The organism is Kitasatospora sp. CB02891 (genome assembly GCF_002803145.1).
Lineage (GTDB): Bacteria > Actinomycetota > Actinomycetes > Streptomycetales > Streptomycetaceae > Kitasatospora > Kitasatospora griseola.
The window spans coordinates 703,979-727,860 of record NZ_NNBO01000002.1; the positions used below are offsets into that span (position 1 = coordinate 703,979).

The following is a 23,882-nucleotide window of genomic DNA, read 5'->3' on the forward strand; positions in this document are numbered from 1 at the left end:
CTCAACCCTCCATCGTGCGAGAGGCGTTGGCCTCGATCGCGGCATGCAGGAACCGGGCCAGCCCGGGCAGCTGCTCGGACGGCGGCACGAGCATCGCGAACGCCCGCGGATCGGTCAGATAGTCCGCCGCGATCAACCGGTGCGCCTCCGGCGGACACGGCGTGAACCACCGCTCCACATGCGCCCGGTGCTGCTCCGCCAGGTCCATCGCCCGCTCACCGTCGGCCGGTTGGCCGTCCTCGAACGCGACGATCAACTCCCGCCGCCACGCCGTCGATTCGGCCATCAGCTGCCGCCAGTCCGCCTTGCTGTGCCGGGCCGCCCGCTCCATCGACTCCCGCTGCCGTGGACTGTCCGCCCACTTCAGCTGCGCGTCCGTCGCGTAGCTCAGATCCCAGCGGACCTCGCCGAAGATGTCGAACCGCTCCTCCGGCGAGAGCTGCACACCGGTCCGCTCCACCTCGATGGCCTGCTCGGCGACCTCCACCAGTTTCTGCAAGGTGGCGATCTGCTCGTTGAGTTGGCGGTGCCGTTCCTTCAGGTGGCTCAGCGCGGTCGCCCGCGGGTCGGCGAGGATGCCCCGGATCTCCTCGATCGGAAACCCCAACTCCCGGTAGAAGAGGATCTGTTGGAGCCGCGCCAAATCCCGGTCGTTGTACAGCCGGTACCCCGCCGCACTTCGCTCGCTCGGCGACAGCAACCCCTCCCGGTCGTAGTAGTGCAACGTCCGCACCGTCACCCCGGCGAACCCCGCCACCTGCCCCACCGAAAAGCTCGCACCCTGCTCGGCCACGCCCGTTCTCCCTTCGAACGCCCCCATGCTGAACCCTGACGCCAGGAGAGGGTCAACCCGGGACCGGCCGCCGCGCGGGATCGCGGGCCGCCCGTTCGCCGAAATCCGGCTGACGGTCGCCTGATGGTGCGTCAGGATGTCTGCCTGCCGTACCGACGAGCGAGAGGCCGCCCGCATGCCGCACCCCGAGCCGACCGACCCGCTGACCGCCGAGCTGGTGGTGGACATCGCTGCCGCCGTGACGCCGGCCGTCTCGCCGGACGGCCGACTGGTCGCCTACGGCGTGGTCGCGTACGGGGGTGCGGGCGGGCGGCCGTCCGGGACCGTCCTGGTCGCCGCCGTCGACGGCAGCGCCGCTCCGCGCAGGCTGACCGACGGCGCGGCCCGCGAGCTCGCGCCGAAGTGGGCGCCGGACTCGGCGGCTCTGTTCTTCACCTCCGACCGCGAGGAGGCGGGCGGCGCGCAGCTCCGGCGGATCCGCCTGGACGGCGGCGAGGACACGGCCGAGACCCTGACCGGCCGGCGCGGCGGGATCGTCGACCACTGTCCGCTCCTCGACGGCCGCACCGTCGCCCTGCTCGCCGCGGACGAACCCACCGCCGAGGACGAACGGCGGGAGGCCGAGCGCGACGACGCCAAGGTCTGGGGCCGGCACCTGCCGCCCACCCGGCTGCGCCTGCTCGACCTGACGAGCGGCGTGGTCCGCACCGTGGACGGTCTCGGCGACCGGCATGTGGTCGAGGTGACCCAGCGTCCGGACGGCGGTCCGCTGGCGGTGCTGAGCTGGTCCACCCCCGAGCTCGGCCACGGCGTCATGACGGCGGAACTGCACGTGGTCGACTCGGGCTCGGGGGCCGTCCACGACCTGGGTCCGGTCGGGGCCGAGGCGCAGTCCCCGGTCTGGTGGAAGCGCGACGGCGGCTGGCACCTGGCCCATCTGGCAGTGACCCCCGGGCAGGTGATCGGCGGGCTCGCCGTGGTCGACACCGTCCCGCCGACGACCGGCCCGGCCGTCGAACACCGCAACCTCACCGCCGGCATGTCCGTCTGCCCGACCGAGCTGGTGCAGGTCGCGGACGGGCCCCCGCTCGCGCTGTTCGCCGACGGACTGGACACCGCGCTGTACCGGCTCGACCCGGAGACGCTGCGGTTCCAGCAGCTGTCCAAGGCCCCCGGCCTGCTCGCCGGGCTCACCGCGAGCCGCTCCGGGGACACCGTCGCCCTGCTGGCGAGCACGGCGTACGAGCCCAAGGACGTCCACGCCGGACCCGTCGGCGGACCGCTGGCCCGGATCGGCGACACCGCACCCGAACTGCGGGGGATTCGCTGGGGAGTTCAGGAACGCCTGAGGCACCGGGCCGCCGACGGGCTCCAGTTGGACGGCCTGCTGATCCTGCCGGTCGGCCGGGCCCGGGACGACGGCCCGTTCCCGCTCGTCACCCTGGTCCACGGCGGTCCCTACTCCCGGTACGCCGACGAATTCGCCCTCAACGCGGTCGACTGCGGCCAGTGGCTGGCGGCCGCCGGGTATGCGGTCCTCCTGCCCAACCCCCGGGGCGGCTCGGGACACGGCCACGAGTTCGCCGCCACGGCCGCGGGCGCGGTCGGCGGCGACGAGTGGACCGACATCCTCGGCTTCATCGACCTACTGGTGGCGCAGGGCGTCGCCGACCCCGAGCGGCTGGGCATCGGCGGCTGGAGCCACGGCGGCTTCCTCGCGGCCTGGGCGATCGGACGGACGGACCGGTTCAAGGCCGCCATGATGGGCGCCGGCATCAGCGACTGGGGCGCGCAGGCCGGGACGGGCGACTGGGGGATCCTCGACGCGGCGCTCGGCGGCAGCAACGGATGGGACGGCCCGGGGCCGCACCTCCACGACCGGAACAGCCCCCTCTCCCACGCGGCCCGGATCCGCACCCCGGTGCTGATCCTGCACGGCGAGCAGGACACCAACGTCCCGCTCGGCCAGGCGATCCACTTCCATCGCGCCCTGCGCCACTTCGACGTCGAGCACGAGTTCGTCGTCTACCCCCGCGAGGGCCACGGGCTGGAGGAACGCGCCCACCAGCTCGACGCCCTCCGGCGCATCCGCGCCTGGTACGACCGCCTGCTGCGAGCCCGCGCCGGGGCGTGACCGAGGGACGCCCCGGATCGAGTTTTCGACCCGGACCACGATGCGACAAGCGCCCTACCCGAACGTCATGGTGGCGCCGACGGTGGCGTTCGGACCGGCCGTGACCCAGGGGTCGACGGGGCCGAAGCGGATCGGAACGGGCCCGCTGGTGCCGCAGGCTGGGTAGCCGTCGACGTCGGAGATGGCGACCGAGCCGCCGGGGATGCCCTCTCCTTCCAACCGAGCTGCGAGGCATGCGATTTGGCGGTCGGTCATGCCAGGCCCAAGGGGTTGCGCGGAACAGTGTGCGCACCGGGTCGGGCGGTGCGGTGCCGGCCGGGCCTGCCGAAGGGCTACGGCCCGGTGGTGGAGTCTCGGCTGGGATCAACTCGGCTCTCGGGGTGGGAAGTTCGGGGGCGGCCCGCCGTTCCGTCGCCCTCCAGTGGGCGCTGTCTCCGGGACTCGGGCCTTCCCCTCTCACCACCGGCCCTGCACACGGCATGTCCCATTGTTCGGAGCGGCCCACCCGCGCCCGGGGGCACGCGGCGGCCGCCCGCTGCGCGTGCGGACCCCACCGTGTTCGGGGTGGTGGCCCGTCAGCGAACCCTCGGCGCGCCCGGCAGGTTCACCAGATGCCGCCGGCGATGGCTGCGCCCGTGAAGGACAGGCCGAGGCCGAGTGCCACGGCGACCACCACGTAGAGGGCGGCGATCGCGACCCGGCGGGTGGAGGTGAGGGTGAACACCTCGTAGGAGAAGGTGGACCAGGTGGACAGGGCGCCGCAGAAGCCGGTGGCCAGCAACAGTTCGGGGTCGGGGCCGAGCCGGTCGCGCAGGACCGCCTCGGAGAGGAAACCGAGGATCAGGCAGGCGGCTGCGTTGGCAGTCAGCGTTCCGAACGGGAACGGGCTGTGCACCCGGGATTTGACGGCGACCCCGGTCAGGTAGCGGGTGGGCGCGCCGAGCATGCCGCCGGCCAGGACGAGCAGCCAGTCAGTGACCACGGGACGCCTCCTGGTGCGCGGGGGTGCCCACGACGGCGCGGGCCGCGAACACCCCGAGCGTGACGCCGGCCAGCGCCGCGACCACCGTCAGCAGCAGGTAGGCGACGGCCGTGCCGGGGGCGTGGGCGTGGAACAGCTCCCGGACGCCGTTCTCGTAGTGCGAGAAGGTGGTGAAGCCGCCGAGGAACCCGGTGCCCAGCAGGGCGCCGGCCAGCTTCTTGGCCTGCGGGAAGCGGGCGGTCAGCACCGTCATCAGCGCGCCCATCACGGTGCAGCCCACCGCGTTGACGGTCAGGATCGGCCAGGGGAAGGCGGTGCCGGACGTCACCCAGGCGCGCTCCACCGCGTAGCGGGCGACGGCGCCGAGACCGCCGCCGGCGGCCACCGCGAGGACGATCGGCAGCTGGCGGCCGGGCGCGTGCTCGGAGTGGGCGTGGCCGGGCGGGCGGAGCGGACGGTCCTTCAGGTCGAAGTAGGGGTTGGTCACGGGAGCGCGTTCCTTCCATCGGAACCCGAACGTGGGCTGATCAGGCGAAAACCGTCGGTCACCGTCCGCCACCGCATGCGGGTGACCGTCCGGGTCGGTTAGACATGACTGCCGGACAGAAACATTGCAGATCAACGTATTTCACAATGTTCGGCGTGGATGGGACATTCAGGGGAAATCGTGACACAGGGTGACGCCGCCGGCGCAGCGCAGGACACTCGCCGGATCTGGGACCGGGAGCCGTTGGCGTACCTGGTCGCCTCGCTGCGCGGCGTCGGCCAGGTCGATCTGCAGCCGCAGCTGCTCACCGGTGCGTTCATCCTGGCCGCCCTGTGGGCCGCGGGCTGGAAGGTCGGTCTGTTCGCCACCCTGGGCACCCTGATCTCCACCGCCACGGCCTACCTGCTCGCCGTCGACCGCGGCTCCATCGCCCAGGGTCTGCAGGGCTATTCAGGTTGTCTCACCGGCATCGCCATGGTGGTCTTCCTCGGCAACCACCTCTCGACCTACCTGCTCACGGTGGCCGCCTGCGTGATCTGCACCGTCCTCACGGCGACGGTCACCCACTTCATGAAGCCCTACGGCCTTACTGCGCTGACCTCGCCGTTCTGCATCGTCTCCGGCGTGATGGTGCACGGCGCGCCCTCCTTCGCGCGGATCTGGCACGGCGCCCCCTCGCCGGTCGCCAACCCCACCATGGGCGACACCGGAATCGCCTGGTCGGACCTGTGGCGCGCGTTCTTCTCCAACGTCTCGCAGATCTTCCTGGTGGACAGCTGGTACGTCGGGCTGATCATGCTGGTGGGCCTGGCGTTCGCGGGGATGCGGGTGCTGCTCGCCGCTGTCCTGGGCAGCGTGGTGGGCATCGTCTCGGCCTGGGCGCTCGGCGCCCCGACCGAGCTGATCCGCGAGGGCATCTACGGCTACAACGCCGTCCTGGTCGGCATCGCCGTCGGCGCGGTGTTCCTCGCCGGCACGGTCTGGAACGCCTGCTACGCCGCATTCGGCGCGGGCGTGTCCACCGGGCTGACCGCAGCCATCACCACGCTCTTCAAGCCCTTCCACGGCCACACCTTCACGTGGCCGTTCATCCTCACCACCTGGATGCTGATGGCTGCCGTCCCCCTGCTGCCCAGACTCCGGCATGCCGAGGCCGGCTGACACCCCGTCACCCCTCGCGCGAGGTGCCCCCGGCCGCCGCCCCAGACCCGTTTCCCCAGTCCCGAGGAAGGAACCCGATGAACCTCGCGCCCCGCGAACTCGACAAGCTGGTCGTCTACGTCGTCGCCGACCTGGCCCGCAAGCGCCAGGGCCGCGGCCTCAAGCTGAACTACAGCGAAGCGGTCGCCCTGATCACCGAGGCCATCCTGGAAGCCGCCCGGGACGGCAGGTCCGTCGCCGACTGCATGGAACTCGGCCGGCACGTGATCGGCCCCGACGCCTGCATGGACGGCGTGCGGCAGATGCTCCCTCTGCTCCAGGTCGAGGCGTCCTTCGTGGACGGGACCAAGCTGGTCTCCGTGCACGATCCCATCGGCGGCTGACCGGTGGCCCGCCCCCACGCCCACGTCCTCGCGGTCTGCGGCCACGAATCCGCCCGCGGCGCCGCGCTGCGCCGACTCGCCGGGCCCGGGACCGGCGTGGTCACCGGCGGACGGGAGCTGGCCCGGGCGCTCGCCGCCCGCCCCGCCGGGCAGGACGTCGTGGTCGTCCCGATGACGCTGGGCCGCGACCTCGAACTCGTCGCCGACGCCGCCCGCACCGTCCGCGGCCTGCCGCCCGAGTCGCGCCGGGGCGTGGCCGTCGCCCGGCCGTTCGGCACCGCCGAGCACCTGATCGGCTGGCTGCGCGCCGCCGCGACGACCGTGCCCGCCGACGCGGCGCTGCTCGTCACCGCGCCCGCCGGCGACCCGTACGAGGACGCGGAGCTGTACCGCGTCGCCCGGCTGGTGCGCTGCTACGGGCGGCACCGGCTGGTGGAGACCGCGTTCGTCGGCGGCGACCCCGACCCCGTCGAGGGGGTGCGGCGGTGCGCGCTGCTCGGGGCGCGGCGCATCGCCCTGCTCCCCGCCTCGTTCAGCCCCGTCCCCCGGCCGTCCGCGAGCGACGGCGTCCGGGTGCTCGACGCCGGTCCGCTGCTCAGCCCGGCCGCGCTCGCAGCGGTGCTCGCCGCCCGGGTCGCCGACGCCGTCCGCCTGCTGCGCGAGGGCGAGGACGACGGAGTCGACCGTGCGCTCGGCGCCGCCCACGGCCACGGTCTCGGCCACACCCACGGACCGGGGGAGGGTCACACCGACACCCACACCCACACCCACGGACCCGGTGCGGACCACCACCATCACCACGGTTCCGGGGAGGACCGGTCCCACGGTCACTCCCCGCAGGCCCACACGTACGTCCACTCGCCCACCCCGTCCCCCCACGCCCGACCCGTCGCCTCGGCGGGCGCAAGGAGCCACCCATGACATTCGGAAAGTACCTGTACGGCGACGGCGACATCGAGATCAACGCCGGCCGCCGCACCGTCACCGTCGAGGTGGTCAACACCGGCGACCGGGCGATCCAGATCGGCTCGCACTTCCACTTCTTCGAGGTGAACCCGGCGCTGCGGTTCGACCGGGACGAAACGCTCGGCATGCACCTGAACATCCCCGCGGGGACCTCGGTGCGGATCGAACCCGGAGGCACCCGCCAGGTCGAGCTGTGCGAGTACGCCGGCACCGGCCGGCTGGTCGGCTTCAGCGGCCTGATCAACGGCAGCGTGGTCTCCCACCCGGCCCGCATCGAGGCCTTCCACCGCGCCCTGGAACTGGGCTTCGAAGGAGCCGAAGGGTCGAAGGACGAGAAGAGCACCGCCAAGGGCTCCGCGAAGAAGAAGGGTGCGCACTGATGCCGATCCTGTCCCGCAAGCAGTACACCGACATGTTCGGGCCCACCGTCGGCGACCGGTTCCAACTGGCCGACACCAACCTGATCGTGGAGGTGGAGAAGGACTTCAGCGAGGGCCTGTACGGTGACGAGATCGTGTACGGCGGCGGAAAGTCGATGCGCGACGGCATGGGCTCCGACCCGCAGGCCACCGCCGCGCAGGGCGCACTGGACACCGTGATCACCAACGTGGTGGTGATCGACCCGGTGCTCGGCATCGTCAAGTGCGACATCGGCATCAAGGACGGCTTCATCGCAGGCATCGGCAAGTCCGGCAACCCGCAGACCCAGAACAACGTCCACCCGAAGCTGGTGGTCGGCCCCGGTACCGAGGCGATCTCCGGCGAACACCTGATCGCCACCGCCGGCGCGATCGACACCCACGTCCACCTGATCTCCCCGCAGCAGGCCCAGCAGGCGCTGACCAACGGCATCACCACGCTGATCGGCGGCGGCACCGGCCCGTCCGACGGCACCAACGGCACCACCTGCACCCCCGGCCCGTTCAACATCGCCCGCTTCCTGGAGGCGGCCGAGAAGGTGCCGGTCAACATCGGCATCATGGGCAAGGGCAACGGCAGCCTGCCCGGCGCGCTGGACGAGCAGATCGAGGCCGGCGCCTGCGCGCTCAAGGTGCACGAGGACTGGGGCGCGACCCCGGCGGTGATCGACAACGCGCTGAGCGTCGCCGACCGGCACGACGTGCAGGTGGCGATCCACACCGACAGCCTCAACGAGTCCGGCTTCTTCGAGGACACCCGCTCGGCGATCGACGGCCGCACCATCCACACCTTCCACTCCGAGGGCGCGGGCGGCGGTCACGCCCCCGACATCCTGCGGGTCACCGGCGAGGCCAACATCCTGCCGTCCTCCACCAACCCGACGCTGCCGTACACCAAGAACTCGGTGGACGAACTGCTCGACATGGTGATGGTCTGCCATCACCTCAACCACGACATCCCGGAGGACGTGTCTTTCGCCGACAGCCGGGTGCGGGCCGAGACCATCGCCGCCGAATCGGTGCTGCACGACCTCGGCGTGATCAGCATGATCTCCTCCGACTCCCAGGCCATGGGCCGGGTCGGCGAATCCGTCACCCGCTGCTTCCAGATCGCGCACCACTGCAAGGACAAGCGCGGCCCGCTGGACGGCGACAGCGCCCGCAACGACAACCAGCGGGTGCTGCGCTACCTGGCCAAGGTCACCATCAACCCGGCCATCGCCACCGGCATCTCCGAGTACATCGGCTCGTTGGAACCCGGCAAGCTCGCGGACATCGTGCTCTGGCCGATCCACTCGTTCGCCGCCAAACCCAAGATGATCATCAAGGGCGGGATCATCTCCTGGGCGCAGATGGGCGACCCGAACGCCTCCCTGCCCACCCCGCAACCGGTGATCTACCGGCCGATGTTCGGCCAGTTCGGACGGGCCCAGGAGTCCACCCACGTCACCTTCATGTCGCAGGCGGGCATCGCCGCCGGCGTCCCGGAGAAGCTGGGCCTCAAGCGCAGAGTGCTGCCGGTGCGCGGCACCCGGGTCATCGGCAAGCACAACATGGTCCGCAACAACGCGCTGCCGAAGGTCGAGGTCGACCCGGAGACCTTCAAGGTCTCCCTGGACGGCGAGGTCACCACCATCGAACCCGCCGAGACGCTGCCGCTGAACCAGCTGTACTTCGTGGTGTAGCGCGGATGTTCGCCGGCCCGGACCACCCGGACACCGCGGCGCAGTCCCCCGAGCAGGCCCCGCCCGGGGGGCTCTCGGCCCTGCTGGTCAGCCTGCAACTCGCCGACTCCGCCTTCCCCAGCGGCTTCTACACCCTCTCGCACAGCCTGGAGGGCTACGCCCAGGCCGGCGCCGTCACCCCCGACACCCTCCCCGCGCTGCTCGCCGACCTGCTCCGGCACGGCGTCGGCCCCGGCGACGCCACTGCGCTGGCGCTCGCCCACCGGGCCTGCCGGGAAGGGGAGTCGGCGGACGCCGTCAGCGTCGACCGGCGGCTGTACGCGGGCAGGCTGAGCCGTGAGATGCGGCAGGCCGCCACCCGCACCGGGCGGCAGCTGCTCGACCTGTCGGCGGAGGTCTTCGACCACCCGGCGATCCCCGCCTACCTGCGACTGGTGAAGGACCGTCGGGCGCCCGGCTGCCAGGCCGTCGCCGCCGGGATCGTGTACGCCGCCGCCGGAGTGCCCGCCGCGCAGGCCGTCGCGAGCGACCTGTTCGCGTTCAGCGCCAGCTTCGCCGGGGCCGCGCTGCGGCTGCGGCTCACCGACCACCGCAAGGCCCAGGTACTGCTGCGCGGCGCCGCCCCGGTGATCGAGGAGACCGTCCGGGCGGCGCTGGCGAGGGAGCCGGCGGACCTCGGTTCGACCGCCTTCGCCTCCGACATCATGTCCGGCCGCCACGAGCGCGCCGAGGCCCGACTGTTCGCCAGCTGAGAGTGGCCCGGAGCCGCCTCGCACGACAAGGAGCACTGTGGACGACAACGTACTGCGGATCGGGATCGGCGGACCGGTCGGCTCCGGCAAGACCGCGCTGATCGAGGCGCTGGTGCCGGTGCTGATCGCCCGCGGCCACCGCCCCGCCGTGATCACCAACGACATCTACACCCAGGAGGACGCCCAGCACGTCCGCCGCACCCTCGACGGCGTCCTCGACCCCGAACTGGTGGTCGGCGTGGAGACCGGCGCCTGCCCGCACACCGCCGTCCGCGACGACCCGACGATGAACCTCGCCGCCGGCGCCGAACTGCTGGAACGCTTCCCCGAGGTCGACACCCTGCTGTACGAATCCGGCGGCGACAACCTCACCCTGACCTTCAGCCCCGCCCTGGTCGACGTCTTCGTGTTCGTCCTGGACACCGCCGAGGGCGAGAAGATGCCCCGCAAGCGCGGCCCCGGCATCACCGAGTCCGACCTGTTGGTCATCAACAAGATCGACATCGCCCAGTACGTGCGCACCGACATCGAGGTGATGGAGGCCGACGCGCACAAGGTCCGCGACGGCCGACCGGTCCTCCTCACCAACTCGCTCGACGGAGTCGGCATCGAGGAGCTCGCCTCCTTCCTCGGCGCCCGGCGCAAGGCACTGATCTGACATGACCGTCGCTCCGCCCCGGCCGGCCGCCGACCGGCCCACCGAGACCCGGCAGGCTCCCCGACATGTCCCCACCGGCATGACCTCCGTCCCGGCGCGGCCGGCCGTCGACCGGCTCGCCGAGGCGTACTGGTCGGCCGGCCGCCTCCCCGCCGAGGTGGCCGGCTGGGCCGGTCGGCCCGACACCCTCGCCCCCGGCTCGCCCGCCAAGGTCGGCATCCTCGACCTCGGCTTCGAACTGCGCGGCGGCCGCACCGAGTTGGTCGAGCGCTACCAGAAGACCCCGTTGCAGATCATGCGCCCGCTGCGGCTCGACCCCGCCCACCCCGACGCCGCGTACGTCTACCTGATGGCCACCGGCGGCGGCGTCACCCAGGCCGACCGCTACCGGATCGACGTGCGCTGCGGCCCCGGCACCCACGTCCACCTCACCACCCAGGCCGCCACCAAGGTGTTCCGGATGGAACAGGACTACGCCACCCAGCTCGTCAACCTGCGGGCCGGTGACGGCGCGTACCTGGAGTACCTGCCCGACCCGCTGATCCCGTTCCGCGACGCCCGGTTCTACCAGCGCACCACCGTCACCGCCGCCCCCGGCGCCACCGTCGTCCTCGGCGAGACGATCACCGCCGGCCGGCTCGCCCGCGGCGAACGCCACGACTACCGGGTGCTCGCCACCGACCTGGAGATCGCCCGCCCCGACGGCACCCTGCTCGCCGTCGACACCCTGCGCCTGGTCCCCGACGGCGACCGGAGCGCCGTCACCGGGCCCGCCGTGTTCGCCGGGCGCGACCAGCTGGCCACCCTGTTCGTCGTCAGCGACCTGCGCCCCGCCGCCGAGATCGCCGACGCCCTGCACCGCGCCCTCGACGGACACGGCCTCCACTTCGGCGTCTCCACCCTCCCCGGGGACAGCGGGGCCTGGCTGCGCCTGCTGGAGGACAGCCCCGTCCGCACCGCCGCCGCGCTCGACACCGCCTGGCGCGCCGTCCGCCTGCTGCTCACCGGCAGCCCCGCGCCCGTCCTGCGCAAGACCTGACCCGCCGTCCTGGAGGTAGAACCCGTGCTGACCGCGCCCCCGCCGATGCCCCCGGCCTACAACGCCGGCGACACGGCCTGGCTGCTGGCATCCACCGCCATGGTGCTGCTGATGACGCCCGGACTGGCGTTCTTCTACGGCGGCATGGTCCGGGTCCGGCACATCCTGATGATGATCAAGATGAGCTTCGCCGCGCTCGCCTTCGGCACCCTGGTCTGGTGGGCGCTCGGCTACACCCTGGCCTTCGGACCGGACGTCGGCGGGGTCGGCCTGATCGGCAACGTCGACCGGGCGTTCTTCCGCGGCATCCAGCTCACCACCCTCACCGGCGCCATCCCCACCTACATCTTCGCCACCTTCCAGATGGGCTTCGCCGTCGTCACCGTCGCCCTGATCAGCGGCTCCATCGCCGACCGGGCCCGGATGCGCGGCTGGCTGGTGTTCGTCCCGCTCTGGCTGCTGATCGTCTACGCGCCCGCCGCGCACTGGGTGTTCGACTCCCAGGGGTGGATCCACCACCAGCTCGGCGCGCTCGACTTCGCCGGCGGCCTGCCGGTCGAACTCGCCTCCGGCGCCGCCGGACTGGCCGTCGCGCTCGCCCTGCGCGGCCCCCGGGACTGGGCCCGCCGCGAGGAGCGCCCCAACAACATCCCGCTGGTGGTGATCGGCGTCGGGCTGCTCTGGTTCGGCTGGTTCGGCTTCAACTCCGGCTCCGCACTCAGCGACCAGGGCACCGCCGCCGCGGCCTTCCTCAACACCCAGCTCGGCGCGGCTGCCGCCATGGTCACCTGGCCCCTGGTGGAAAAACTGCAGACCGGTCGGGTCAGCACCACCGGCGTGGTCTCCGCCGCGGTCGCCGGCATGGTCGCCATCACCCCCGCCTGCGGCGAGATCAACCCGCTCGGCGCGGTGATCACCGGCCTGGTCGCCGGCGCGGTCTGCGCGTTCGCCATCACCCTCAAGTACCGCTTCGGTGTGGACGACACCCTCGACGTGGTCGGCGTGCACGGCGTCGGCGGCATCACCGGGCTGCTGATGGTCGGCCTGTTCGCCACCGCCCGGATCAGCGGCCAGAAAGGCCTGTTCTACGGCGGCGGCTGGAGCCTGCTCGGCAAGCAGGTCCTCGCCGTCCTCGCCGTGGGCGCCTTCTCGTTCCTGCTCAGCTGGCTGCTCGCCAAGGCCGTCGACCTGGCGATCGGCTTCCGGGACGCCACCGAGTACGCCCACGTCCCCGGTGCGGAGGCCGAGACCGCCTACGACACCCTCACCGCCGAACGCCTCGGCACCCTGGTCTCCGAGGGCGCCGGCCGCAGCGACAGCGAACTCGTCCGAAAAGTCGCCGAACTGCTCCGCACCCGCCGCCAGGACTGACGCACGTCGTCGGCCGTCACGCAGCCACCTCGCCGGGACGCCTCAGACAGGCCCTGTACCGCTGACGGGATCGGCCCTGCCGTCGTCGTCCGCCTGCGTGCCGTCCCCGCCGCCGGTTCCGCTTTCCAGGATGGAGACGATGGAGAACAGCGAGAAGCAGATGCAGCCGAGGCCGACCAGGACCCGGGCCGGGACGATCACTGCAGGACCGGCGGACTCGAACAGGAAGGAGGAGAGGAACAGGCACAGCAGGGCCGTGCCGACCGGGATCAGCGGGACCCGGTTCGCCAGCGGGGCGTCCCGGCGCCAGACCAGCGCGAGCAGCAGCACCTTGCTGAGGATGCTCCAGCAGATCAGCCCGAGCCCGATCAGCACGTAGGCGGCGGCCAGTTGGGCGGACCGGGTGTGCACGGCGAGGACGATCACGGCCCAGACGACGGCGACCGCGCCGCAGGCGGCGGCCACACCGGGCCAGAGCACCCGCTCCCGGGCGGAGTACGTGTTCTGGATCTGCCGCAGGATGCCGGCCACCAGCCCGATCAGGCAGGTGCAGACGAGCGCCAGGCCCACCATCACGTGTCCGGCGGTGAACCGCCCGTCGCGGTCCCCGCCGCCTCCGCCCGCCAGCAGGACGACGGCCCACACCCAGGTGATCACGGCCGCCAGGACGGGGAGCGCCGGCAGAGCCCGGACGGTGAACGCGCCGAACGGCGCCGGCGACAGCGGTGGCGAGCCCTCGGGCCGTGCGGAGTTCTCGGTGATCTTCACGAACCGGGTGGAGACCGTGGCGACGCACGAGACGCAGACGCAGATCATGCCGACCCCGAACACCACGTGCCCGGCGACGAAGTCCGGTGCCGGCCGCGGAGTCTCGGCCAGCAGGGAGAGCCCGTAGCCGATGGTGACGCCACTGACCGCGAACCCGAACACCGGGTACAGCACCTTGTCCAGCGCGGTGAAGCGGCCGATGAGCTGCCTGATGATCGTCGCCGCCGTCGCGAACAGGCACAGGCAGACGGCGGCCAGGAAGACCAGCACCAGGCCCGCGACGCGGGCACTCGGCCCGGAGGCGTGGGCGAGGACGTAGCCGCCCAGCGCCGACGACACCGCGCCCATCAGCACGGGAATGGCACGGAACAGGACGCTGATCTTGTCGTTCACCAGGCCTCCCGGTGGTGGCGTCGCCCTCATCCTCGTGCCGGTCCGGGCCGGTGGCCACCGGGACACGGACGGCCCGGTCCGCCGGCCCGGAAGGCGGTCCTGCTGCCGCGGGGTGCGCCCGGCGAGGACACCGCCGCTGCTCGGATCCGGTGCGGCCACCGACCTGCGCCGACGCACCGGCGTGACGCGGTCCGACAGTCGATGCGCTCATGCCCGGGGTCGAGCTGGTCCCGGCCGCCGGGTGGCACCTGGCGCTGCGTCAGCCCGGGGGGACGTTCGCTCCTCCCGGTGCGGAGACCGGCAACGGGTGAGGAGAGCGACGGCGGCTCGCCGTCCAACCGCCCTGCCGGTGCACCCGTCCGGGTTCGGACCTAGGGTCGGTGACATGGCGCAGGACGACGGGCCGGTGGAGCCGGACTACCCGCTCACGATGGCGAACGAGCGGACGTTCCTGGCCTGGATCAGGACGGCGCTGGCGCTGCTCGCGGGCGGGGTGGCGTTGGACCAGTTGGCGCCGGAGCTCGCGCCGGCCCCGGTGCGGGCGGCGCTCGCGGTGGCCCTGGCACTGGGCGGGGCGGTGCTCGGGATCGCGTCGTACCGGCGGTGGGTGCGCACGGAGCGGGCGATGCGCGCGGGCGAACCGCTGCCGGCGGGCCGGATCATGCTCGTGCTGACGGTGTGCGTGGCGGCGGCCGCGATCGTGTTCTCGGTACTGATCATCGGCTGGGCCCGGTGAACGGACACGGCGAGCGCACCCTGTTGGCGTGGAGCCGCACTGCGCTGGTCCTCGCGGTGGACGCGCTGCTGGTGCTGCGGACCGCTCTGATCGGCGGCGAACCCGGCCTGTTGGCCGTGGGCGGGGGGTTGGCGCTGGCAGCAGTGGGGTTCTGCGTCCTCGGCATGCGCGGGCGCGGCCCGGTGGCCGGCGAGTGGCCGGTGCGGGCGCTGACCGCGGTGGTGGTGGTCGCGGCGGTCGGCACCGCATGGTGCGCCCTGGTGTCCCGGACGCGGTGACGGGTCCGCGCACCGGTCCGGGTTGCCGCCGGGAAACCGGCGGCCCGCACGCGGTGACGGACACGAGTACGGGCCCGGTGCCCGCTACCGCCGAGGACGCGGTGTCACGGTGCGCCGTGCACGGCGGCCGCGGATCGGGTCACCCCCACGGAAGTCGGCGCGGGCCACCGCGCCGGTGAACCGCCGGCGTTCGCTGCCTCCCCTCGGCGTAGTCGGGCGTGCGGTGCCCACGAGGGGTCACCACGATCGGGTACGACGCATGAGGCATCGGCAGGTCGGGTTGAGGAGGCGCCAGTTGAGCACCATGGACGTACCGGGCGACGACGCGGGCCGGGCGGGCAGAGCGCGGGCGGGCGGTGAGGCTCGGGTCGCAGCCGGGTCGAACAAGATCACCTGGGTGACGCTGGCGCTGATGACGACCAGTTCGGTGGCGAGCCTGCGGGCCTCGCCCACCATGGCGATCTACGGCCTCGCCTGTGTCTTCCTCTACCTGCTGCCCGCGGTCGTGTTCCTGCTGCCGACCGCCCTGGTGTCCGCGGAGCTGGCCTCCGGGTGGAGCGGCGGGGTCTACAACTGGGTGGCGCAGGGCCTGTCGAAGCGGATGGGCTTCCTCGCGGTGTGGTGCCAGTTCGCCATGACGATCTTCTACTACCCCAGCCTGCTCGCCTTCGTGGCAAGCACGGTCTCCTACGTGATCAACCCGGCACTGGCCAGCAACGGCGCCTACACCGCGATCGTCATCGTCGTCCTGTACTGGACCGGCGTGTGGGTGTCCTCCCGCGGCACGAACGCCGTCGCGGGGCTGGCGTCCTGGGGGTTGATCATCGGAACGCTGATCCCCGGCGCGCTGCTGGTCCTCCTCGGGTTCGTCTTCCTCGGACAGGGCAACGCCTCCGCCGCACCGATGACCGCCTCGCACCTGTTCCCGGAGTGGACCGGCGTGGCCAGCCTGGTGCTGATCGTGAACAACTTCCTCAGCTACTCCGGCATGGAGATGAACGCCGTCCACGTCAACAAGCTGCGGGACCCGGGCAAGGAGTTCCCGAAGTCGATGTTCCTGGCCATGGGGATGGTGCTGCTGATCTTCATCCTGCCGGCGCTGGCGATCAGCTGGGTCATCCCGGCGAGCCAGCTCAGCCTGACCGCCGGTGTCATGCAGGCGTTCGACGCGTTCTTCCAGTACTTCCACATCGGCTGGCTGGTCCCGATCGTCGCGGTCGCCCTGTGCGCCGCCTCGCTCGGCGGCATGCTGACCTGGCTGGCCGGCCCGTCGAAGGGCCTGCTGCTGATCTCCCGCCAGGAGGGCTACCTGCCCCCGTTCCTGCAGCGGCTCAACAGCCACGGCATCCAGCAGAACATCCTGGTCACCCAGGGCGTGGTCACCACCGTGATCGCCCTGCTGTACGCGCTGATCCCGAACGTGTCCAGCGTCTACTGGATCTTCTCGGTCATCACCACGCAGGTGTACCTGATCACCTATCTGCTGATGTTCCTGGCCGCGATCCAGCTGCGCCGCAAGCAGCCGGACCACCCGCGCGGCTACCGCGCGCCGCTGCTGACCGTGATCTGCGTGGTCGGGTTCGTGGCCTCGGCGCTGGCCATGGTGATCGGCTTCGTGCCGTCCTCGCAGTTCGGCAGCGGCAGCGTCTGGGCCTACATCGGGATCGTCGGCGGCGGTCTGCTGCTGCTCGGAGTCGTGATCCCGTTCTCCTTCCTGAAGGCGCGCAAGCCGAGCTGGCGGCAGCCCGAGGCGGGCGCCGGCGCTTTCGAGGAGGAGGTGGCATGAGCCCCACCCGGATGGCCACCGAGCACCGGTGGATCTACATCGGCTCGATCGTGCTGCTGGTGGCCTTCGTGATCATCGGCCTGCTGACCTACTCCCAGCAGAAGGCCACCAACGAGGCCCACGCCAAGGCCCAGCAGCTGAACGACGCGCTGGTCGCCAAGGGCTTTCGCGCCATCAACGTCCAGAACACGGCCCGTACCCTCGGCACCGACGGCGGCGCGGTCTGCAACGATCCGAACTCGGCGCTGAGGCAGGGCCTGTGGCGGGTGCAGATGGCCAACGGCGCCGGCGGGCCCGGCATGCGCCCGATCATCGCGGACGGCCGGGTCCTGGAGGCGGGCGCCGAGGTGATCAAGGTGTACTGCCCGGAGAAGCTGGCGGAATACCAGGAACAGATCAACGCCCTCAAGACCGGAGAGCTGGTCCGATGACAGAACCGACCGCCCGGCCGAGCCTGCCCGACGACCTCGCCGCCCGGGTGGCCGCGCTGATGCCGCGGGCCAAGGCCGATCTCGCCGAGCTGGTGGCGATGCCGTCCGTCGCCGACGCACGCCAGTACCCGCCCGAGCACTGCCGCCGCGCGGCCGAGTGGGTGGCCGGAGCCTTCGCCGACGCCGGCTTGGAGGACGTCCGGCTGGCCGAGACCCCGGACGGCAGCCACGCCGTCCTCGGCCACCGCCCGGCGCCGCCCGGTGCCCCGACCGTCCTGCTGTACAGCCACTACGACGTCCAGCCCCCGCTGGAGGCCGCCGCCTGGCACTCCCCGCCGTTCGAACTGACCGAGCGGGACGGCCGCTGGTACGGGCGAGGAGCGGCCGACTGCAAGGGCAACATCGTCATGCACCTCACCGCCCTGAGGGCGCTCGGCGACGACGTCCCGGTCGGCCTCAGGCTGGTCGTCGAGGGTTCCGAGGAACAGGGGACCGGGGGACTGGAGGCCTACGTCCCCGGCCACGCCGACGAGCTGCGCGCCGACGCACTGCTCATCTGCGACACCGGGAACGCCGCCGTCGGCGTCCCGACCGCGACGACAGCACTGCGCGGCCTGGCCAACGTCGTGGTCACCGTCTCCACCCTGGCGGGAGACATGCACTCGGGCATGTTCGGTGGCCCAGCCCCCGACGCGCTGGCCGCACTGATCCGGATCCTGGACTCGCTGCGCGACGCCGACGGCGGCACCCGCGTCCAGGGCCTGGACAACGAGGGCGCCTGGCCGGGCCTCGGCTACGACGAACAGCAGTTCCGCACGGACGCGGGCGTGTTGGACGGCGTGTCACTGCTGGGCTCGGGCAGCGTCGCCGACCGGCTGTGGGCGCGTCCGGCAGTCACCGTCCTCGGCATCGACTGCCCCCCGGTGGTCGGCTCGGCCGCGGCCGTCCCGGCCCGGGCCAGGGCCCGGGTGAGCCTGCGAGTGCCGCCCGGCACCGGCGCCACCGCGGCCGCCGAGGCGCTGGAGGCCCACCTGAGAGCCGCCGCACCCTGGGGCGCGCGGGTCGAGGTCGAACGGGAAAGCACCGGCGCGCCGTTCCGTGCCGCCACCGGTGGGCCCGCGTACGCCGCGCTCGACCGCGCGATGCGCGACGCCTACGGCAGGCCGGTGTCCTTCCTCGGCCAGGGCGGATCGATCCCGCTGTGCAACGTCCTCGGCTCGACCTTCCCCGACGCCGAGATGATCCTGATGGGCGTGGAGGAGCCGCGCTGCCTCATCCACGCTCCCAACGAGAGCGTGGACCCCACCGAGATCGAGCGGATGTCCCTGGTGGAGGCCCTGTTCCTGCACAACTACGCGCAGGCCGGCCGTAGTTGAACCGTCGGCCGCCCGGCTGCGGCTGCCGCCGTCGCGGTGGGGCGCGAACTGCGGCGTGACAGGGCCGGGGCTCGGCGTGTGCCGTACTGCACGCGCTGAACTCGCCGACTTGGCGAGGTCCCGACGTCCCACCGGGCCGGGGCCGGTCGGCCCTCGCCCGTCCCACCGGGCGCGCCTACCGTGGGAATCGGCCGACCTTCGTCGGACCACGACCGGCGCAGCGGGGGAGGAGTCATGACATCGCACACCGAACCCCGCCCGATCGTGCCGGGCGCCCGTGCCCGGCGGGGCGGCCGGGCTGCCGAGCCGAGCGGCGCGGATTTCGCCGGGCGCTCCGCCGCGTCGTCGCCGTTCCCGCGTTCGCGTCGGGCGCGGCGCCGACAAGCCGCTGACCAGAGAGAGGTGAACGAACGATGCTTGCCGTGATCGTCTACGAGAGCATGTACGGCAACACCGGGCAGCTCGCCAAGGCGATCGCCGACGGCATTCGGACGACCAAGCCGGACGCCGACGTGCGGTGCCTACCGGTCGCCGAGGCCGGGACCGGAGTCGTCGGGGACGCGGACCTGCTGGTGGTCGGCGGCCCGACGCACATGCGGGGCATGTCCACCGGCCTCAGCCGCACCCTGGCCGCGAAGGCGGGCGCACCGGAGGAGAGCCCGGGCCTGCGCGCCTGGTTCCGCGCCCTGCCGGACGACGGTGCGGGCGTCCGCGCCGCCGCGTTCGACACCCGGGTCGAGACGAAGCACGCCGGGGCGGCGGCCGACGGCATCGCCGCGCGCCTCACCCGCCACCACTACGACCTCACGTCCGACCCCGTCGGCTTCCTCGTGGACGAGGTCAACGGACCGCTGCGCGACGGCGAACTGGACCGGGCGAAGGCCTGGGGCGCCGCGCTCGCCTGAGGTCGCCGCGACACCGGGTCGCAGGGTTCCACGTGTCGGTCAACGACGTGAGTGCGGTGGGAACGACGGCGCACTCGTTCGGGTGGATACCGCCCGGCGAGCCTTGCCGGTGGTTGCGGGCGATGCCACTTTGAGCTCCCAGGGCGAGGGTTCTGCCCGGGCTCTGACTGCCCCGGGGCCGGTTCGGGCTTCCCTCTTCGTCGGCCTTCGCGAAAAGGAGCTTTTCATGCGTTTCGCTGGACTGGCGCGGTTGGCGGCTTCTGCCTCCGCGGTTGCGTTTCTTGTGCCCGTGGCCACCGCCACTGCCGTCCCGGCTCCGTCGAACCGGACCGTGCAGGCCGTTCCCGCAGCCGCCGCCACGGCGCCGCGATCGGTCGACGAACCGCACTGCGCGGGGGAGTGGATCGACTCCAACTCCGACGACACGCGGGAGATGAAGAGTTGGCTGTGCATGTACGACGCCGGGGATTCCAGGAACGTCTATGCGGGCCTGTGGACCGAGTGCCGCTGGTGGAAGATCATCGGCTGGGCGGCGCCGCCCAACGGCTGTCGGATCTGGGAGCCCAGCTCCTACAAGCTCACGGCGCCCGACGGCACCGTGTACGAGGGCACCTTCCCCGGTGCGTCCGGTTCGAGCTCGGCCGCATCGGAGAGCAGCCGCGTCCCCTGCCAGGACGGCGCCTGGAAGGTGTGGAGCTACTACGGCGTCCAGATGAAGGACGTCCTCGGCAACTGGGGCAGTAGCGTCGCCGGCATCCACGAAGGCACCTTCACCGTCCACTGCCCCTGACACCGCGGGCCGTCGTGCCCCGTCCGGCTCGGCTGTGCGGCCCGGTCCTCGAAACCGTCGAGGACCGGGCCGCAGCCACTTCGTTCGCGCCGTGAGGTTGCCGTCGGAGTGCCCGCGGGAGGCCGCTCAGCACCCCGGTCCTTGTTCCCCGGGCGTGTTGTGCACCGACGGACGGATTCGGCCGTCGTCGCTGCGCGGGGTCAGCGGCGCAGCGGGCCCTCGCACGAGTAGTTCGCGGTTCCGGCCTGGCCCGAGGGCCAGACCTCGACCTTGCCGAACCAACAGTTCATGTCGGCCATGTTGTTGCTGGCGGCGCCACCCCGGCCGAGGAGGAAGTGGTCGACGGTGGCGGCCATTTCCTTGCGGTTCCGGCCGGGGTCGGCGGAGTTGGTGAGGTTGGCGGTGATGCGTCCGGTGCAGGTGAAGCGCATCTTGTTGCTCCAGTCGCCGTTGTCCTTGCAGTCGGGGGTGTTCTGCGTGGCGGCGGCGAAGGCGTTGCGGACCTCGGATGCCCAGGCGTAGTTCAGCTGCCCGTTGGGCGTGTAGGCGGTGACGGGGACGAAGAGGCTGTCCGCGAGCGGGATTTCGGCGTCCAGGTAGGCGGTGTACTCCTGCTGGAGGCCGGCGTCCCGGCCCAGGCGGTCGCGCCAGGCGTCGTAGCCGGCGCGGTCGTCGGCGCGCAGCAGGCGGTACATCTCGGCGAGCTGTTCGGGGTGCTTCTCGCCGAGCAGGTTGAAGAAGGTCGCGGCGTAGGGGTAGGCGCGGAAGCCCAGTCCGTCCCAGGTGGCGTGCAGGACCTGGTCGACGGTCAGGCGGGGGGTGCGGGCCTGGTCGTCCCAACCGATCTGGCGGACCATGTACTTGCGGGCCTTGACCCCGCTGTCGCGGGTGGCGCCGGCGAAGTACTCGGCGGTGCCCTCGTTCATGGCGAAGGTGGCGTCGCTGGGCCAGCGGGTGGTGTAACCCTCGCCGGGGATCGCCCAGCGGGCGTTGAGGTAGTGGGTGTACTCGTGCCGGAACAGCTCCTCCAGGCTGAAGTACGACTCCTGGGAGGTGCGTTGGTAGGTGTAGAAGGTGGAGTTCTCCTCGATGAACATCCCGCCGTTCTGGACGTCCCCGATGCCGAACAGCACGCGCTGGAGGGCCTGGTAGTTGCTCTTGGTGTCGTACAGCTGGACGGTCAGCGCCGGGTGGTTGTCGTCGGCCAGCGGCTGGTCGGTGCCCAGGGTCCGGAAGAACTGGGCCTTGACCTGCTTGGTGGCGTAGTAGAGCTGGTCGGCGGCGGCCTTGTCGAGCGCGGTGCGCACGATCAGGGTGTTGTTGTCGTAGCTGTAGGTGTAGGGGAAGATCTGGCGCTCCAGGTCGGTGCGGCAGACCCCGTACTGGCCGCAGAGCCCGAGGTCGTTGACCGGGCCGACCAGGTTGGCCCAGGGCAGGGTCATCCGGCCGAAGGTCGCTGCGGCGAGCTGCAGTTGCGAGCCGATCCGCTGCTTCATCTCGGACTTGAGGGCGTCGATCCGGGCGAAGCGACCGTACTCCAGCATGGCGTCGCCGGCGGCCCACTCGCTGTTCGTTCCCTTGAGGTGGGTGTAGCCGGCGTAGGCGCGGAACGCCTCGCGGTAGTCGGCGTCGGCGGCGACGGCGGCCCGGAACCGGCCCTCGGGGTCCTCGCCGACGTTCTCGATGCCCTGGAAGTTGATCTGGAGGGCGCCCTGGACGGCCCAGTTCCAGCCGCGGTCGCCGACCACGGGCGAGCCGGGGGCGAACGTCCGCATGACCTGCTTCACCAGGGGCAGCCGGGCCAGCCGGAGCTTGGGGGCGCTGCTGGTCTGCAGCAGCTCGCCCATGGTGTCGCCGTTGGTGGTGGTGGGGTCGAACACCCGGGGGTTGGCGGCGTAGTCGCGGATGGCGCGGTCGAGGGCGGCGACGGTGGTGTCGTCGCCGAGGTCGACCTCGGCGTGGTAGAAGTCGAAGAAGACGGCGATGTGCAGGTAGTACCAGAGTTCCTGCTGGTTCAGGTTGTTGGCGCTGTCGAAGGACGGCGCGAGGGAGCTCACCTTGGCGGCGACAGCCCGGACGTGGTCGGGCGTCATCACCTTCGCGGTCCGCGGGTCCCAGTTGACCAGCAGCGGGCGCAGGCAGTCCTGGTAGGTGTGACCGCGGTCGGTGAGGAAGTCGACCAGCGCGGCGGGGGAGAGCGAGGTGAACGCCTCCGGGGTGCAGGCGGCGCTCTTCGCGGCTCCGGCCGCCGGGAGCGACTCGGCGGTGTCGGCCGGATCGCCGGACTGCAGGCCGGTGGTCGGCTGTCGCGCGGCCGTGCCGGGCCAGCCCTGCGGGCCGGCCGAGGTGCCGCCGCCCGGGGCGCCCTGGTGGGCGACGTGGTCGCCGGCCTGCTGCGGGGCGGGCGCAGTGGGGGACGCCGCCGAGACGGTACGCGCAGGCGAGGCAGTGGCCTGGGCGCTGTGCAGCAGCGGGACCGCGAGGGTGGCGGCCAGCGCGGCCGAGAGCAGGGTGTTGCGCACGGTGGCTGATGAAGGCACCGAGATCTCCTCGTTGGTGTGGGGGTGGTCTGGTGGTGCTGTGTGCGGGGCGCACCGGGCGAGGAGCGGGGCAGCGAACGCTGCCGGAACCGGTGCGGGGGGCGTGAGGGAACGGGCAGCCCGGGAACGGGTGACCACGCCGGTGATGCGGAGCCCGAAGCCCGTACGGAAATGCGGCGGAAGCGGTGGACCGGCGCCTTCGTACGGGCTTCGGGGCTCCGGCTAGGCCCTCTCTTACGGATCTTGTCGGATCGGCGGGTGGCTCCCCCGACTCTTGGGGGTCGGGAGGTGCCCGCAGTTCGCGCCCGGCCAGGAGTGCCGACGAACTGTCCTCGTACTGGGCGTACTTGGACGGTTTGCCGGTGCTTCCGCGGGAGCGCATCCCGGCCCGCCAGGGCCGGGGGAGGGACGATCCGGCGTTGCGCGCCCGGCAAGATCCGGAAGAGAGGGCCTAGGGGCCCGGCGGGCGGGTGCGGGCGTTGCCCGTCGTCGGGGCGAGCGTGACTCGGCGCGTGGCGCGAAGAGTTGACACCGATTCTCCTGTGGGGGGAGGTGGGGCGGAGTCGATGGCCGAATGGGGCAGTGGCCGTCAGATGGGGGGCCAGTTGACGCGGATGTGAAATGTAACATGGCAATGTGAAATTGCACTAGTGTTTACCTGCCCATGAGGTGAGGCTTGGCGGCCCGACAGAACGGCCGACCCGCCGGTGCCCGGCCGACCCGCCGGTGCCCGGCCGACCCGCCGGCGCCCGGCCGAGGGCGTCGTCATGTCGCAGGCTCTGCTTGCCCGAAGGTCGGGTTTCCGTGCTCCTCGCCCGAGGGGTGCCGGGGGCGCGCTCGCCATCGGTGCCGAGGGGGCCGTCCGCCGGCCCTGGGGGCCCGGAACCTCCGTCACCCACGTCGACATGTTGATGCAAAGGGGGTGCGATGCGGCCAACGAGGTAATTTCCTGCCCGGCACCGCGAGGTGACGGACGTTCAGGAGCGGGAGATGAGGGAGTGTGTCACTACCCGACCTGCTCGAAAAGTGACAGAACGTCATGATTCGAC

Annotated in this window: 23 protein-coding genes; 17 read left to right on the top strand and 6 right to left on the bottom strand. The window is 72.0% G+C overall.

What is annotated here, in order from left to right:
* Window position 1 precedes the first annotated feature (1 nt).
* A complete protein-coding gene (locus CG736_RS08675) occupies window positions 2-793 on the bottom strand; it encodes a MerR family transcriptional regulator (protein WP_232733875.1) in 792 nt (263 codons plus the stop codon).
* A gap of 136 nt (window positions 794-929) precedes the next feature.
* Between CG736_RS08675 and CG736_RS08680 the strand changes: the two genes are divergently transcribed.
* Window positions 930-2,927, top strand: a complete 1,998-nt coding sequence (locus CG736_RS08680; RefSeq protein WP_232733876.1) for a S9 family peptidase — start codon at window positions 930-932, stop codon at window positions 2,925-2,927.
* 54 nt (window positions 2,928-2,981) lie between these two features.
* Here CG736_RS08680 and CG736_RS36040 read toward each other — a convergent pair whose 3' ends face one another.
* The 3 genes from CG736_RS36040 to CG736_RS08690 all read right to left on the bottom strand — a co-directional run bounded on the left by CG736_RS36040 (window position 2,982) and on the right by CG736_RS08690 (window position 4,396).
* The gene (locus CG736_RS36040; protein ID WP_157815481.1) at window positions 2,982-3,182 is read right to left on the bottom strand and encodes a hypothetical protein; all 201 of its coding nucleotides are present in this window, start codon (window positions 3,180-3,182) and stop codon (window positions 2,982-2,984) included.
* Window positions 3,183-3,531: 349 nt separating this feature from the next.
* Window positions 3,532-3,909, bottom strand: coding sequence for a fluoride efflux transporter CrcB (gene crcB / locus CG736_RS08685; RefSeq protein WP_100585562.1), 378 nt, complete (start codon window positions 3,907-3,909; stop codon window positions 3,532-3,534).
* Entirely contained in the window at window positions 3,899-4,396 is a 498-nt protein-coding gene (locus tag CG736_RS08690; RefSeq protein WP_232733877.1) for a CrcB family protein, read from the bottom strand. Before CG736_RS08690 ends, crcB begins: the two co-directional genes overlap by 11 nt.
* Before the next feature lie 159 nt (window positions 4,397-4,555).
* On the opposite strand from CG736_RS08690, the gene CG736_RS08695 reads away from it, so the two are divergent.
* From CG736_RS08695 to CG736_RS08735, 9 genes are all read left to right on the top strand, one after another.
* On the top strand, window positions 4,556-5,557 hold the full coding sequence (locus tag CG736_RS08695; RefSeq protein WP_100585563.1) for an urea transporter: 1,002 nt from the start codon (window positions 4,556-4,558) through the stop codon (window positions 5,555-5,557).
* A gap of 77 nt (window positions 5,558-5,634) precedes the next feature.
* Entirely contained in the window at window positions 5,635-5,940 is a 306-nt protein-coding gene (locus CG736_RS08700; RefSeq protein WP_100585564.1) for an urease subunit gamma, read from the top strand.
* A gap of 3 nt (window positions 5,941-5,943) precedes the next feature.
* The gene (locus CG736_RS08705; protein WP_198520404.1) at window positions 5,944-6,861 is read left to right on the top strand and encodes a sirohydrochlorin chelatase; all 918 of its coding nucleotides are present in this window, start codon (window positions 5,944-5,946) and stop codon (window positions 6,859-6,861) included.
* On the top strand, window positions 6,858-7,286 hold the full coding sequence (locus CG736_RS08710; protein WP_100585565.1) for an urease subunit beta: 429 nt from the start codon (window positions 6,858-6,860) through the stop codon (window positions 7,284-7,286). The genes CG736_RS08705 and CG736_RS08710 overlap by 4 nt, the downstream gene beginning before the upstream one ends.
* Window positions 7,286-9,010, top strand: coding sequence for an urease subunit alpha (gene ureC / locus CG736_RS08715; protein WP_100585566.1), 1,725 nt, complete (start codon window positions 7,286-7,288; stop codon window positions 9,008-9,010). The genes CG736_RS08710 and ureC overlap by 1 nt, the downstream gene beginning before the upstream one ends.
* A gap of 5 nt (window positions 9,011-9,015) precedes the next feature.
* Entirely contained in the window at window positions 9,016-9,762 is a 747-nt protein-coding gene (locus tag CG736_RS08720; RefSeq protein WP_100585567.1) for an urease accessory protein UreF, read from the top strand.
* Between the two features lie 37 nt (window positions 9,763-9,799).
* Window positions 9,800-10,420, top strand: a complete 621-nt coding sequence (ureG, locus tag CG736_RS08725) for an urease accessory protein UreG (protein ID WP_100585568.1) — start codon at window positions 9,800-9,802, stop codon at window positions 10,418-10,420.
* Between the two features lie 79 nt (window positions 10,421-10,499).
* Window positions 10,500-11,459 (top strand): urease accessory protein UreD, encoded by a 960-nt coding sequence (locus tag CG736_RS08730; RefSeq protein ID WP_100585647.1) that lies wholly within the window; start codon window positions 10,500-10,502, stop codon window positions 11,457-11,459.
* A 24-nt stretch (window positions 11,460-11,483) separates the two neighbouring features.
* Window positions 11,484-12,830: an ammonium transporter gene (locus tag CG736_RS08735; RefSeq protein ID WP_100585569.1), complete on the top strand. Its 1,347-nt coding sequence runs from the start codon at window positions 11,484-11,486 to the stop codon at window positions 12,828-12,830.
* Between the two features lie 42 nt (window positions 12,831-12,872).
* Here CG736_RS08735 and CG736_RS08740 read toward each other — a convergent pair whose 3' ends face one another.
* Window positions 12,873-13,991 carry a DUF2776 family protein gene (locus tag CG736_RS08740; RefSeq protein ID WP_100585570.1) on the bottom strand — a complete coding sequence of 373 codons (1,119 nt, stop codon included), beginning with the start codon at window positions 13,989-13,991 and terminating at the stop codon, window positions 12,873-12,875.
* A gap of 385 nt (window positions 13,992-14,376) precedes the next feature.
* On the opposite strand from CG736_RS08740, the gene CG736_RS08745 reads away from it, so the two are divergent.
* The 7 genes from CG736_RS08745 (at window position 14,377) to CG736_RS08775 (ending at window position 20,293) form a co-directional block, all read left to right on the top strand.
* Window positions 14,377-14,727, top strand: coding sequence for a YidH family protein (locus CG736_RS08745; protein ID WP_100585571.1), 351 nt, complete (start codon window positions 14,377-14,379; stop codon window positions 14,725-14,727).
* Window positions 14,724-15,005: a DUF202 domain-containing protein gene (locus tag CG736_RS08750; RefSeq protein ID WP_100585572.1), complete on the top strand. Its 282-nt coding sequence runs from the start codon at window positions 14,724-14,726 to the stop codon at window positions 15,003-15,005. The genes CG736_RS08745 and CG736_RS08750 overlap by 4 nt, the downstream gene beginning before the upstream one ends.
* 295 nt (window positions 15,006-15,300) lie before the next feature.
* Window positions 15,301-16,791, top strand: coding sequence for an APC family permease (locus CG736_RS08755; protein ID WP_232733878.1), 1,491 nt, complete (start codon window positions 15,301-15,303; stop codon window positions 16,789-16,791).
* Window positions 16,788-17,222 carry a hypothetical protein gene (locus CG736_RS08760; protein WP_100585573.1) on the top strand — a complete coding sequence of 145 codons (435 nt, stop codon included), beginning with the start codon at window positions 16,788-16,790 and terminating at the stop codon, window positions 17,220-17,222. Before CG736_RS08755 ends, CG736_RS08760 begins: the two co-directional genes overlap by 4 nt.
* The gene (locus tag CG736_RS08765; protein ID WP_100585574.1) at window positions 17,219-18,598 is read left to right on the top strand and encodes a dipeptidase; all 1,380 of its coding nucleotides are present in this window, start codon (window positions 17,219-17,221) and stop codon (window positions 18,596-18,598) included. The genes CG736_RS08760 and CG736_RS08765 overlap by 4 nt, the downstream gene beginning before the upstream one ends.
* 413 nt (window positions 18,599-19,011) lie before the next feature.
* A complete protein-coding gene (locus tag CG736_RS08770; protein ID WP_100585575.1) occupies window positions 19,012-19,503 on the top strand; it encodes a flavodoxin domain-containing protein in 492 nt (163 codons plus the stop codon).
* A gap of 289 nt (window positions 19,504-19,792) precedes the next feature.
* On the top strand, window positions 19,793-20,293 hold the full coding sequence (locus CG736_RS08775) for a hypothetical protein (RefSeq protein ID WP_157815482.1): 501 nt from the start codon (window positions 19,793-19,795) through the stop codon (window positions 20,291-20,293).
* A 200-nt stretch (window positions 20,294-20,493) separates the two neighbouring features.
* On the opposite strand, the gene CG736_RS08780 is transcribed toward CG736_RS08775, so the two are convergent.
* A complete protein-coding gene (locus CG736_RS08780; RefSeq protein ID WP_100585577.1) occupies window positions 20,494-22,833 on the bottom strand; it encodes a collagenase in 2,340 nt (779 codons plus the stop codon).
* Window positions 22,834-23,882 lie beyond the last annotated feature (1,049 nt).